This is a genomic window from Streptomyces sp. NPDC047017, from assembly GCF_040644175.1.
In the GTDB taxonomy this organism is placed as follows: Bacteria; Actinomycetota; Actinomycetes; order Streptomycetales; family Streptomycetaceae; genus Streptomyces.
This window is the reverse complement of sequence record NZ_JBEYVW010000007.1, coordinates 1-12951: the sequence shown is the minus strand read 5'-3', so window position 1 is coordinate 12951 and position 12951 is coordinate 1. Positions and strand designations below refer to the sequence as shown.

11 protein-coding genes are annotated in these 12951 nt (G+C 71.7%); all 11 read left to right on the top strand.

The window, feature by feature from the left end:
• Positions 1 to 64: 64 nt before the first annotated feature.
• Entirely contained in the window at positions 65 to 1438 is a 1374-nt protein-coding gene (locus tag ABZ858_RS13590) for a hypothetical protein (RefSeq protein WP_361376225.1), read from the top strand.
• Positions 1410 to 2723, top strand: coding sequence for a diaminopimelate decarboxylase (gene lysA, locus ABZ858_RS13585; RefSeq protein ID WP_361376222.1), 1314 nt, complete (start codon positions 1410 to 1412; stop codon positions 2721 to 2723). Before ABZ858_RS13590 ends, lysA begins: the two co-directional genes overlap by 29 nt.
• 124 nt (positions 2724 to 2847) lie before the next feature.
• Positions 2848 to 3060 carry an acyl carrier protein gene (locus ABZ858_RS13580; RefSeq protein WP_361377156.1) on the top strand — a complete coding sequence of 71 codons (213 nt, stop codon included), beginning with the start codon at positions 2848 to 2850 and terminating at the stop codon, positions 3058 to 3060.
• A 59-nt stretch (positions 3061 to 3119) separates the two neighbouring features.
• The gene (locus ABZ858_RS13575) at positions 3120 to 3974 is read left to right on the top strand and encodes a hypothetical protein (RefSeq protein WP_361376219.1); all 855 of its coding nucleotides are present in this window, start codon (positions 3120 to 3122) and stop codon (positions 3972 to 3974) included.
• Entirely contained in the window at positions 3971 to 4609 is a 639-nt protein-coding gene (locus ABZ858_RS13570) for a hypothetical protein (protein ID WP_361376216.1), read from the top strand. Before ABZ858_RS13575 ends, ABZ858_RS13570 begins: the two co-directional genes overlap by 4 nt.
• Positions 4606 to 5763, top strand: a complete 1158-nt coding sequence (locus tag ABZ858_RS13565; protein ID WP_361376213.1) for an acyl-CoA dehydrogenase family protein — start codon at positions 4606 to 4608, stop codon at positions 5761 to 5763. Before ABZ858_RS13570 ends, ABZ858_RS13565 begins: the two co-directional genes overlap by 4 nt.
• Positions 5756 to 7186, top strand: coding sequence for an MATE family efflux transporter (locus ABZ858_RS13560; RefSeq protein ID WP_361376210.1), 1431 nt, complete (start codon positions 5756 to 5758; stop codon positions 7184 to 7186). Before ABZ858_RS13565 ends, ABZ858_RS13560 begins: the two co-directional genes overlap by 8 nt.
• Positions 7180 to 7911 (top strand): 4'-phosphopantetheinyl transferase superfamily protein, encoded by a 732-nt coding sequence (locus tag ABZ858_RS13555; protein WP_361376207.1) that lies wholly within the window; start codon positions 7180 to 7182, stop codon positions 7909 to 7911. The genes ABZ858_RS13560 and ABZ858_RS13555 overlap by 7 nt, the downstream gene beginning before the upstream one ends.
• Entirely contained in the window at positions 7908 to 9878 is a 1971-nt protein-coding gene (locus ABZ858_RS13550) for a condensation domain-containing protein (protein ID WP_361376204.1), read from the top strand. The genes ABZ858_RS13555 and ABZ858_RS13550 overlap by 4 nt, the downstream gene beginning before the upstream one ends.
• Positions 9878 to 11113, top strand: coding sequence for a cytochrome P450 (locus tag ABZ858_RS13545; RefSeq protein ID WP_361376201.1), 1236 nt, complete (start codon positions 9878 to 9880; stop codon positions 11111 to 11113). The genes ABZ858_RS13550 and ABZ858_RS13545 overlap by 1 nt, the downstream gene beginning before the upstream one ends.
• 150 nt (positions 11114 to 11263) lie before the next feature.
• Positions 11264 to 12823, top strand: coding sequence for a histidine ammonia-lyase (gene hutH, locus ABZ858_RS13540; RefSeq protein ID WP_361377153.1), 1560 nt, complete (start codon positions 11264 to 11266; stop codon positions 12821 to 12823).
• Positions 12824 to 12951: the final 128 nt, after the last annotated feature.

Here is a 12951-nt window from a genome sequence, read left to right as displayed (position 1 = left end):
GAGTCCTGAGAAAGGTGCCGCGAACACGAATGCCGCAGAATGCTGGACCACCCGGATAAGAGGTGTGCTGGCCGGAACCGCCACCACGCCCATGGTGCTCATCGGCAACTTCGAGGTCGAGAACCAATGGGCCGCGGGCGAACCGGGGTTACCGCGGATCGCGGTGAGCGCGACCCGCGAGATCGCTCACCGCATGGACGAGTTCTGTCTGCTGTTGGCCGGACCGGACGACCATGTGCTCCTCAAGTCGGCGCCCGACGAAGGCCACTTGGCGCACCTCGCCGCCCTGGGGCTGGAGCTGCCGCGCGTACTGACCCCCACCGTCCAGGACCCGGGCCGGACGGTCACGGAGGACGTGCTCGCCGACCCTGCTCTCCTCAAGGAGATCCGGGCGCTCCCCGGCAGCCCTGTGCTGTGGCCCCACGGAGTGTCCGAGCGGGAGGAGCTTCTCGCCGAGAGCACCGGCGTGCGACTCGCCGGCCCGTCCGCACGGATCTGCAAAGCGGTCAACGGCAAGACCTACAGCAGAGAGATCGCCGACGAGCTGGGGCTGCGTCAGCCGCGGGGCTGGGTCTGCCGCAATGTGAGCGAACTGCGCAGCGCCACCGCCGGGGCCGGGAGCCTCCTGGACCTGGGAGGCACGGTCGTGCTGAAGGACTCCTACGGAGTGTCGGGCAAGGGACTGCTCGTCGTCTCCGACCGGTCGGCTCTGGAACGAGTCGTACGGAAGATCGTGCGACGCGCGGAGCGGACGGGCGACGACCGCGTGAACCTGATCGTCGAGACGTGGGTGGCCAAGAAGACCGATCTCAACTACCAGTTCACCATCGACAGAGCCGGCCACTGCACGTTCGACTTCGTGCGGGAGGCCGTCACGGAGGGCGGCGTCCACAAGGGCCACCGCATTCCGGCCCGCATCGGCGGCGACCAGCGTGCGGAACTCGCGGAGGCATCGCTCAGGATCGGCGCCCGGCTCCACGCCGACGGCTATGTGGGCACGGTCGGGGTCGATGCCATGGTCGACCCGGACGACGGACTGTATCCCCTCGTGGAGATCAACGCCCGCAACAACATGTCGACGTACCAAGAACGCGTCCGCGAACGGCTCATCCCCGACGACCGGGTCGCACTCGCCACCCAGTACCCCCTCACGCTCCGCGGCCGACTGCCGTTCGACCGCCTGGCCGACCGGCTCCGGGACACGCTGCTGACGCCCGAGTCACCCGAGGGACTCCTCGTCAACAACTACGCCACCGTCAACGCGGCCGAGCACCGGCTCGCAGCCGACGGCCGGGAGACCTTCGACGGCCGCCTGTACGGAATCGTCGTGGCAGAAACCGACGCGCGTCTGGCCGCTCTCGACCAGCAGATCGCCGCACACATCACGGCCCTCACGGAGGAGAACCGGCATGGCCCCCGACACCCCGCACGTCACTGAGGCCCGCATCCAGGGCCTCTCCGTGACAGACCTGGCAGCCGAGTTCGGCACTCCGCTGTACGTCTACGACGCGGAGGCGATAACCCGTCAGTACCAGGACCTGAGAGACCTGCTCCACGCACGCCTGGAGATCTTCTACTCGTTGAAGGCCAACCCCAACGCCGCGATCTGCGCCCTGCTGGGGTCCCTGGGGGCACGCGCGGAGGTCTCCTCGCTGGCCGAACTGACCACGGCACTACGGGCCGGATTCCCTCCGGACGACATCGTCTTCCCCGGCCCCGGCAAGAGCACCGACGAGCTCATCGCCTGCCTGGACGCGGGGATCGCGGCGCTCGTGTGCGAGTCCCTGGACGAACTGGAACTCATCGACCGACTCGCCTCCGAGCGAGGTGTCACCGCGCGGGTGGCGCTCCGCGTCAACCCGAGCTTCTCCGTCAAGGGTGCCAAGCTCGTGATGAGCGGCACCAGCAGGCAGTTCGGCATCGACCAGGAAACGCTGCTCGCCCAGCGGGACCTGGCGCGGCGCTTTCCCTCGGTGCGCCTGATCGGTGTCCACATCTACATGGGGACGCGCGTGCTGGACGAGCGCGTGGTGGCCGAGCACACCGAGCGGATCCTCGAAGCGGCCGGGCAACTCGCCGCGGTGCTCGACTTCCCTCTCGAACTCGTCGACATCGGGGGCGGCCTGGGCGTGCCGTACTTCGACGGCGAACGGGCCCTGGACCCCGCGGCGCTCGCGGCACTGCTCAATCCGCTCGTCGAGAAGTTCACCGCCGACCACCCCGGGACCCGGCTCGTCATGGAACTGGGGCGCTACCTCACGGCGCCCGCGGGCATCTACCTCACCCAGGTGCGCTATCTCAAGGAATCGCGGGGAGAGCGGTTCGCCATCGTCGACGGCGGCACGCACCACCACATGGCGGCGGTCGGCATCGGCTCCTTCGTCAAGCGCAACTTCCCCGTACGGCTGCTGAGCCGCACGGCCACCGAGGAGGAGCAGGCGTGGAACATCGCCGGCCCCCTGTGCACCCCCAACGACACCCTGGGCAAGAAGGTGGCCCTGCCACCCCTGCGGGTCGGGGACCTCATCGGCGTACTCCAGTCCGGCGCCTACGGGCCCAGCGCGTCGCCCGTCCTCTTTCTCAGCCACGGCCACCCCGCCGAGGTCCTTGTCCATGAAGGCCGGGCCCTGCTGGTGCGGGCCCGAGACGGACTCGACGACCTGCTCGGCAAGCAGTACAGCTACGACTTCACCAGCGCCGGCGGCCGGCCAAGCACGCGCTGACGGCACCGACGAGCCCGACCACCTGGACGAAGAAGGAGAGAGAAGACCACCCATGTACGCGTCTGCCGAGTCCTCCGCCGGACTGCCCCACATCACCGAGACCACGATCGCCGCGCTCGCCGCGATGCGCGACTGCGAGCGGGACGCGATCACCGAGAGGACCCGGCTCTTCGACGACCTCGGGTTCGACTCGACGAGCATCCTCGAACTGCTCATGACCCTGGAGGACGAGCTGGACTTCGAGTTCGACCCCGAGACCCTGGAGCCGGACGACTTCGAGACGGTCGGGTCGCTCGCGGCGTACGCGGCGCGGCAGCTCGACGAGACCGAGCAGTGATGCACACGGCCGCGCCCCCGCCGGCGGCCGGCCCGCCGGCGCCGCTCCGCCTCGCGCACATGCACCGGCGGGAGTTTCCCTCTGGAGACGCCGCCCGCGGGCCCCTGGCGGAGGGAGACCGGGAGTTCTTCACGGACCTGGCGTCCACCGCCGGCCTCCCGGTGGACGACGACGCCTTCACCCGGGGGCGTACGGCATACGCGGCGATGGTCTCGGCGATGCTGCCCGAACTCACACCTCCCGACGACTTCGACCTGGCGCTGCTCGCCCACGCCACGCCGGACGCGACACCGGGCTGGCCGCTCAGCCGCCTGGAGCGGTCCACCACCCGGACCGGGCTGGCCTTCGCGATCAGCGACCAGGGGACCACGTCCCCCTTCGCCGCACTGCGCATGGCGGTCCGCGGCATCGCTGTCCAGGACGCCCGCCGCGCTCTGGTCCTGATCACGGAACAGAGCGCCGTCTACCACAGGGGACCGATACCGGAGGAGTCACGTGCCCGGTACGACACGGGTGTCGCCCTGGTCCTGGACGCCTCGGGCGGACTCGGCGCGCTGGACTGCGACCAGCACGCGGGGGTCGCGCCCGGCGACGTCCCCGCCCGGCTCGCCGCACTGGCGCCACCGGCCGCGGCCGGACCCGCACGGCCCGTGCTGATCGCCGGAGCGGGACTGACCCGCCACTGGGCCGGGGCCCCCGAGGGATACACGGTCCGCACCGCCCCCGAGGGCATGCCGGCGGCCGGGATCTGGTCGGTGCTCGCGGAACAACTGCCTGACCTCCGCCGGACCGGCCGCCGCGTCGTCCTCGCCGACTACGACGCGCGCTTCGGATACCTGGGGTGGTGCCGACTGGACGTCACGGCGGACAGCGGCACGGACCGCAGCGGGCCGGGCGGGAAGGAGAGCACATGACGAGCGAGAGCGAACAACAGCACACCGGCCCCGGCCGCCTCGCGTTCCACCGGAGGATCGACGAGGTGGCACGGACATCCGGAGCGAAACGGGCCTTCGAGGAGTTGTACCGGGCCCGTCCCGAGGGCACCTTGCTGCGCGGCCCCGCGGGCCACGCCGTGGTGCCGTCGCAGCGGCTGCCCGGCGCCGACGACGCGCTTCCGGAGCCGCTGCGCGGCTGCGGCCTGGCCATCGTCCGCGACCCGGCCGCCCCGGACCCGGCGGAGCCGGCCGACGCGCTCGTATGGCTGCGCCTCGGACTGTCCCGTGCCCTGCTGGACGCCTGCCTCACCTACCTGGAGCAGCGCACCGTCCACGACGCGCCCCTGCTCCACCAGCAACTGGTCCGCGGAGCGCTGGCCGACGCGGTCATCGAACAGACCGAGGTCGAGAGCGTCCTGATGGCCCCCGTGCACGGACCCGCCGCCCTCGGCGACCTCCACCGTCAGATCACCGCCGTCGACCGCGGGCTGCTGCGCCTCCTCGGCGCTTTCGGCTTCACCGCCGAGGGCCCCGGTCGCACAGCCCTGCTCTCCGAACTGATCGCCGACGTGTACAGCTGCCACCAGCACACGCAACCAGAGGCCGTCCAGTGACCGAACTCGACCGGCACCACAGCCTGCTCCAGGGGCAGGCCCGCGAATGGTGGGCCCAGCTGCGCCCCCACGCACTCGACGTGGACCGCGACCCGACACTCCCCACCCGGCTGCTGCACCTCACGGGGCTCGGACGGCTCGCCACCCTGCAGATACCACCCGCCTACAATCCGGACCCGCTCGTCATCGCCGGCCGGCGCTTCCACCTGATGACCGCCGCGGAACGTGTCGTGTACTACGAGGAGGCCGCGTGGGGCGATCTCGCCACGGCCCTCGCCGCACCGGGCGCGCCCATGTCCGGGGTCCTGGTGGACGCCCTCGGGGACCGGGAGCAGAAGGACTGGTTCTACGGACGGCTCCTCGCCGAGCCCACATGGACCTTCTTCGCGCTGACCGAGCCGGAGCACGGTTCCGACGCCGCCGCCATGACCACCTCACTCACCCGCGCCGACCAGGACGGGCCCTGGCACCTCAACGGGACGAAGAAGTACGTGGGGAACGCGGTACGCGGCCGGATCGGTGTGGTGTTCGCCCGGACGGGAAAGGGGCCGCTCGGCGTCAACGCGGCCCTCGTCGAGGCCGGCCGACCCGGCTTCGACGCACGCCCCGTACCCACACTCGGCCTGCGAGGCGCCCAACTCGGCGCCCTCACCATGGAGTCGGTGGAGATCGCCCCCGAGCGCGTTCTCGGCCGGCACCTGTCGCCCACCCGGCGCGGCATGGCCGGCTGGCTGCGCACCTTCAACCTGCTGCGGCCCGTCGTGGCGAGCATGGGCGTCGGTCTGGCCCGCGCGGCACAGGAGTACGTACAGAACGAACGAGGCAGCCTGACACACGGCGAACAGCACCGCCTTGACGCCCTGGCGCGCCGCATCGAGGGGGTGCGCCGCCTGACCAGGCGCGCCGCAGCCACCGTCGACGCGGACATCACCGCCGGTGAACTGGGGTGCATGGCCAAGCTCCGTGCGGCCCGGCTCGCCGAGGAGGCGACCATGGCGGCCCTCGCGTTCTTCGGCCCCGGTGCCCGGCTGGACCACCCGTTCCTGGAGAAGCTGGCGCGCGACGCACGCGGCATCGAATACATGGAGGGCACCGAGAACATCCAGCGCATGAGCGTGTTCAAGGGACTCTCCCGAGGCGGCCGCCATGGCTGACGACCCCACCCGCCCACCCACGAAGCACACCGAAAGCACCTCCATGGACTCGCCCGTGAACACCTCCGTCCCCCCGCCCGCCGCGGCGGCCCCGGAGCCGGCCCGGCACGCGCTGCGGATCGGCCGCCTCGCCGTCCCCATGGTCATGGGGGAGATCGTCGGCTACCTGACCATGCTGGTCCTGGTGGCGATGGTCGGGCACATGGGCAGCGACGCCCTGTACGTGCGCTCGCTCTTCCTGCCCCTCGGCATGGTGTTCAGCGCCATCAACGCGGCCCTCGCCGTCAGCACCCAAGTCGCCTGCGCGATGAGCAAGGGCAAGGACTCCCCCGAGGACGCCTTCCCGCTCACCGTGAGCATGATGAAGGTGTGGGTGGTGGTCGGCACCTCACTGACACTGCTGCTCTCGCTCGGTGCACCCGCGTTCGCCTCCCTCTTCCACGTGTCCGACTCCGCACACCACGAGTTCATCTGGTTCCTGAGGTGGATGTCCGTGGTCAGCCTGCTGGGCTTCGGACCCGCCCTGTGCGCGTCCGCCCTGCGCGGCTTCGGATTCGCCCGGCAGGGCCTCGTACTCACCCTGGTCAGCTCTGTCGTCGAGATAGCGATCGTGGCCTGGCTCGGCTTCGGCACCGGACTCGGCATGAACAGCCTGCCGATCGCCGCCGCCGTCTGCGCCGCCGCCGGCACGGCCGCGGGCCTGTGGCTGCTGCGCCGTGCGGGACTGTGGCGGAGCGGACAGCGAGCCCCCTGGCAGCCCGCGACGCTCGGCCACATCAGGTCCGTCGGCCTGCCCGTGGGCGCCACCCTCGGCATCATCTCCCTCTACAGCCTGGCCCTGGTCTGGGTGCTCGGCCCCTTCGGCGAGGCGACGGTGGCAGGCTTCTCCACCGCCTCGTCGGTGCAGAGCCTGATCATCATGCCCGCGCTCGTGCTGGGGTCCGCCACGGCGATCGTCATCAACCAGCAGCGGGGCGCCGGTGCGTACGGGAGCGTGGCGCCGACCTACCGCAGCGGCATCCTGCTGGCCTTCGCCGTCTTCGCCGTCATCGCCCTCGTGACCTTCCTCGGCCGGGACCCGATCGCCCGGATGATGACCGGCGACGACGACGCGGCCGCGGCGGCCGCCCGCTACCTGGGCATCGTCAGCCTCACCTATGTGGTCGAGGGGCCCGTCCTGGTGGCCCTGACCCTGCTCGAACACGTCGGAGGCGGTGGCCGCGCCGTGGTCCTGAACATCGTCTACTTCGGCGGGAACGTCGTGGCCGGCCGCTGGGCGGTCGCCGCGGCCGACAGTCCCGACGGCCTCTACTGGACCGTGGCCGTCTCCAACCTGGTCAGTGCCGTGGCCCTCGTCGCGGGGGCCACCTATGTACGCAAGCTCGTCGCCGAGGCCCGGAGAACCGAGGCGGGAGCGTGCTAGAGACCCAGGACGAGCGCACGCCGAGGGCGGATAAGGTCCGTGTCTGGCAGATCGACCTCGATGACGCCATGCGGAGATCCGCCGCCCCGCTCCGCGCGGCCCTCAGCCCCGAGGAGCGGCTCCGCGCCGCCCGCATGCCGGACCCCGTGCTGCGCAGCCGGTTCGAGGCCGCGCGCGGGGCGGCCCGCCACATACTCGGCCGGTGCCTGGGCCGGCCGCCCGCACGGCTCACCTGGCACACCGGACGCTGGGGCAAACCGCGGATCGCGGGTAGCGAGGGCATCGTGCGTTTCAACCTGTCCCACTCCGGCGGGCACGCCCTGCTGGCCGTGACCGGCCCGCGGGACATCGGGGTGGACCTGGAACGCGCACAGCCCGGTCGGGACATCGTCGCCCTGAGCCACCGCTACTTCCCGGCAGAGGAGAGCGCCCTGGTGGCCGAGGCCGCCGGGGACCGCCGGCACCTCGTGTTCCTGACCCTGTGGGCGCGGAAGGAAGCGTGCACCAAAGCGGCGGGGACAAGCCTGCTCGGACACGGCCTGCGCCTGGCCGTCACCACGGCACCCGCCGCCGGAGGCACCGTCCTCGCCCACGATCCGACGCGGCGGCTGCCCGGCAGGTGGCTGGTCCACGACGTCCCGGCACCGTCCGGTCACGTCGCGGCGGTCGCCCTCGACGGTGACGCGCCCGCGCACCTCACGATCCGACAGTGGGAGCCGCAGTGAACGACACCCGTTGGGCCCCCATGCTCTGGGGCCAGGAGCACTACTGGTTCCTGTATTTCGACGTGCCGGCCTACGGAGCCGACCGGGACTGTGTGAAGATCACCCGCGTCTGGCGCCTCGACAAGGACGTCCCCGACGACACCGTCCTCGCGGCGCTCACTGCGCTGGTGCGCCAGTACGAGTCGCTGCGGACCAACTTCCTCCAGGACGACAGGGGCAGGCCCGTCCAGGCGGTGCGCCCGCCGTGGGAGGTCGCCTTCGAGGAGCGCACCGAGGGCGACGCGTCGGACCTTCCCGCGGTCACCGAGCGTCTCGCCGCCCGTGCCATCGACCCGGCGCGAGACAGACCTGTCCGGTTCGCCCTGATCAACGAACCGGGCAAGGGCGCCTGGGTGGTGGCGATGGCCATGCACAGCGCTATCGACGGGCAGAGCTGGGCGGTCCTGGAACGCGCCTTCCTCGCGCTGATGGACACGGAGGGCGGCGCCCCGCCGTTCCCGCCCGCACGACAGCCGCGGGAACAGGCCGAACTGGACCACTCCGCCGACAAGGCCCGCTACCGGGAGCGGGTGCGCGCCTACTGGCGCGACCGCTACCGGACGATCCCGCAGGGCATGTTCCCCGACTACCGCCCGGCGCCGGTGGGGCACTTCGACGGTCACACCCCGCCCAGTCCCTACGAGCGGGTGACCCTGAAGTCCCGCGCGCTGTCGTTCGCCGCCGAACGGGTCGCCGCCCGACGCAAGATGTCTCCCGGAGTCGTCTACCTCGCGGCCTTCGGCGCCGCCCTGTCGTCCCTGTCCGGAAGCAAGCGCTGCGTCGTGTCCATGGACACCGCCAACAGGGCCGATCCCCTCCTGTCCGCCGCGGTCGGCTGCTTCTTCCAACCCGCTCTCGTCGTCTTCGACGTCATGGCGCAGGACACGTCCGAGGCGCTGCTGACCAAGGTGTTCCGCGCTGTCGTGGCGGCTCAGCGCCATGCCCGCTACTCCACTTTGGAGATGACGGAGGAACGCGCCCGCGTCGGGCACGAGCGCGGGATGCACCTGCGGATCGGCGTCACGTACAACTACTTCGCCCAGGCGCGCCCGGAGCACCGAGCCGCGCCGCCCGGCCGGCTCGACGGCGCCGGAACCACCGACGATTTCACCATCGAGAAGGCGCCCATCGACTGGCAGGACAACAGCGCCGACCTGTACCTCGCGGTGGAGACCGGCGAGGACGGCGTGGTCCTGTCGATGCACGGCCACACCTCCGTCACCGACGGAGACCGCATCGCCCGCGCCCTGCGCGCCATGGGCGCGCTGATCGCCGGCTGGGCCGACGGCACGCTGCCGCTGGACACGGCGATCGGCCCGGTGCGGGAACAACTCGGCTTTCCCCGCCGTGCATTCGGCCCGGACTGGGTCCTGGTGGACCACGCCTGGGTGAACACCAGGGAGTGCGCCGCACGCCTCGCCGAACTCGGTGCGGTGACGGTGGCCGGGGTCTTCCCCGAAGAGACCCCGGACGGCGGCACCCGGCTCGTGGCGTACGCGGTGGGACCGACCACACCTGACGAGCTGCGCGGGCACCTGTCAGCCGCGCAGGCCGGCCGGCCCTCCCTGGTCCTGCCCCATCGGTACGTGGTGTGTGCGCAGGCACCGCGGACACTGAGCGCGGAGAGCTGGGCCGAAGCGGAGGTGGTGGCCGAGGGCGACGGATTCCCGTCCCGTCCGGTGCCGCCCCGCACTCCGCGGGAGAGGGCCCTGGCCGCCGCCGTCCGTACCCACTGCCCCGGCCACCCTGCCGACATGGCCACTCCCTACCTGCCCGCGGGCGGCAGGACGGCGCTCGCGCCCCGGGTGACCGACCACCTCCACGCGGCCGGCTTCACCGGGATCGTCCCGGCCGACCTGCTGGGCCCCCTGCCTCTCGGGGCGGTGGCCGCGAAGCTCATCCCGACCGGAACTGCCAGGAAGCGATGATGGACAGCACCGACATGAACACCGTCCAGGACGCGCCGGCCGGCCCCGGCGCCGCACTCCCCGGCCTCCCCCTGACCCGGACCTGCCCCTACCACCCTCCGCGGGAGTACGAGGACCTGCGTGCGAGCGGCCCGGTGACGAAGATCCGACTCTACGACGGGCGTGAGATCTGGGCCGTGACCGGCCACGCCGCGATCCGCTCCCTGCTGGCGGACGAACGCCTCACGGTGGACCGGGACAAGGCCCGATTCCCCCGACTCGCCCGGCTCCTGGTCCTGGGACGCCCGGAGCGCCACCCCGCGATGCGGGCCCTCCTGCGTACCGACCCGCCACTGCACACCGAGCAGCGCCGTGACCTCCAACCGGGCCTCGCCCTCAAACGGATACAGAAGTGGCGGCCCGCGATCGAGGCGGACGCCGAGACACGGCTGGACGCACTGGCCGGCGCGGCGCGGGGTGAGCCCGCCGAGCTGATGAGCACCTACATCCGCCCCCTGGTCGCGATGAGCACGCACGAGATGCTCGGCATCCCGGACGAGGACCGCGCGCACTTCCACGAACTGCTCCATCACCGCTTCGACCCGGTGCCCGGCCTCGTGGACTACCTGACGTCCCTGTGCGCGGCCAAGCAGCGCCGCCTCGCCGACGGTGAACAGGGCAGCGGACTCCTCGACGACCTGGCCCGCCAGGTAACGTCAGGAAAGCTGACGGCCGAGCAGTTCGCGCACTACGGCACCGTACTCGTCGTCGCCGGTCAGGATGTCACCGTCGCCACCATCGGCCTCGCCGTCCTGACCCTGCTCGAACACCCGGACGAACTCGCCTGCCTGCGCCGCGACGCAGCCCTGTGGCCGAAGGCGGTCGAGGAACTGCTGAGATTCCTGTCCCTCACCGGGGGACTCGTCCGCGTCGCCACCGCGGACATCGAGACCTGCGGCGTGGTCATCCGCGCCGGAGACGGCGTGGTGCTCCTCAACCCGGCAGCCAACCGCGATCCAGCCGTCTTCACCCGGCCCCACGAACTCCGCCTGCGGCGCAGTCCGCGCAACCATCTCTCCTTCGGCTTCGGCGCCCACCAGTGCATCGGCCAGAACCTCGCGCGCCTCGACATCGAGATCGCGCTGCGCAAGCTGTTCGCCCGTTTTCCGGCGCTCCGGCTCGCCGTTCCGCTGGACGACGTACCTGTGCGCCAGGGCCTGGTCTTCAGCATCAACGCGTTGCCCGTCCAGTGGTGAACGCAACGGGACCGGCCCAGGCCGACCGGGAACACCGCGCCGGCGCGGGAATCCGCGCGCGCGTCACGCCGCAGCCCTTCGAGCAGGACGACGCCGCCCGCTGTCCCGCGCGAGCCATCACAGATCCGGGGGAGTGACCGAGTGACAGCAGTGACCACGGCCGCGGCGGCCCGGACGGTCCGGTTGGGGACCGGGCCGTTGGACGCCGCCGATGTCGTCTCCGTCGCCCGCGATGGCGCCCTCGTCGCCCTCGCACCCGAAACCGCCGAGGAGATGAGGCGCGGCCGCGAAGTGGTCGAACGCCTCGTCGACGACTCCGCGGCCCACTACGGGATCTCGACCGGATTCGGGGCCCTGGCCGGCCGGCGCATCCCGCCCGACGCCCGCGCACGCCTACAGCGCGGCCTGGTCCGCTCGCACGCCGCGGGCTCCGGTCCCGAGGTGGAACGCGAAGTGATCCGCGCCCTGATGCTGCTACGCCTCTCCACCCTGGTCACCGGGCGCACGGGAGTGCGCCCGCGGACCGCCCGCGTCTACGCCGACATGCTCAACGCGGGTATCACCCCCCTCGTCCACGAATACGGGTCCCTGGGCTGCTCCGGAGACCTCGCCCCGCTCGCACACTGCGCCCTCGCCGCGATGGGCGAAGGCACGGTCCGCGACACGGACGGCGACCTGATGCCCGCGGCACAGGCACTGGACGCGGCCGGAATCGCCCCGGTCGACCTGGCGGAGAAGGAGGGCCTCAGCCTGATCAACGGCACCGACGGCATGCTCGGCATGCTGGTGCTCGCCCTGGACGACCTCCGTCTGCTGCTGCGCACCGCCGACATCGCGGCCGCGATGAGCGTCGAGGCCCAGCTCGGCACGGACGCCGCCTTCGCCGACGACCTGCAGGCGCTGCGTCCCCACCCGGGGCAGTCCAGCAGCGCGGGCAACCTGCGTGCCCTGCTCGCCGGTTCACCGATGCTCGAACGGCACCGGCGCGCCGACTGCGGCTGCGTGCAGGACGCCTACTCGCTGCGCTGCACCCCGCAGGTGCACGGCGCGGCACGCGACACGCTGGACCACGCCGAACGTGTCGCCTCCAGGGAACTGGCGAGCGTCATCGACAACCCGGTGGTGACCCTCGACGGGCGCTTGGCGAGCAACGGCAATTTCCACGGCGCGCCCCTCTCCTGCGTCCTGGACTTCCTGGCCATCTCCGTCGCCGATGTCGCCTCGATCGCCGAACGCCGCACCGACCGCGCCCTCGACCCGACCCGCAACCACGGCCTGCCGGCCTTCCTGGCGGCCGACCCCGGTGTCGACTCCGGGCACATGATCGCCCAATACACCCAGGCGGCCATCGTCTCCGAACTGAAGCGCCTCGCCGCCCCGGCGTCGGTCGACTCCATCCCGTCCAGTGCGATGCAGGAGGACCACGTCTCCATGGGCTGGTCAGCGGCCCGCAAACTCCGGCGCGCCCTCGACGGCCTCGCCCGGGTGCTGGCCGTGGAGCTGTACACGTCCGCGCGCGCCCTGGACCTGCGCGCTCCCCTCGACCCCGCGCCCGTCACGGGGGCGGTGCGTGACGGCCTGCGCAAGACGGTGCCCGGCCCGGGCCCGGACAGGTTCCTCGCTCCGGAGATCGAGGCGACCTTGCAGTACGTCGTTTCCGGCCGGGCGATAGCGGACGCGGAGGCTGAGGCGAGACGTCCGCTGGCCTGACGAGCGGGCGCCGCATAGCTGAGGTGAGTTCTAACGAGTTGGTGCGTGATAGCGGGTGAGGCGTGTTCGGCCTTGCCGTGGCCGGTTTTCAGACGTTGACAGTGCGGTCGGAGACGAGGCCGGCGATG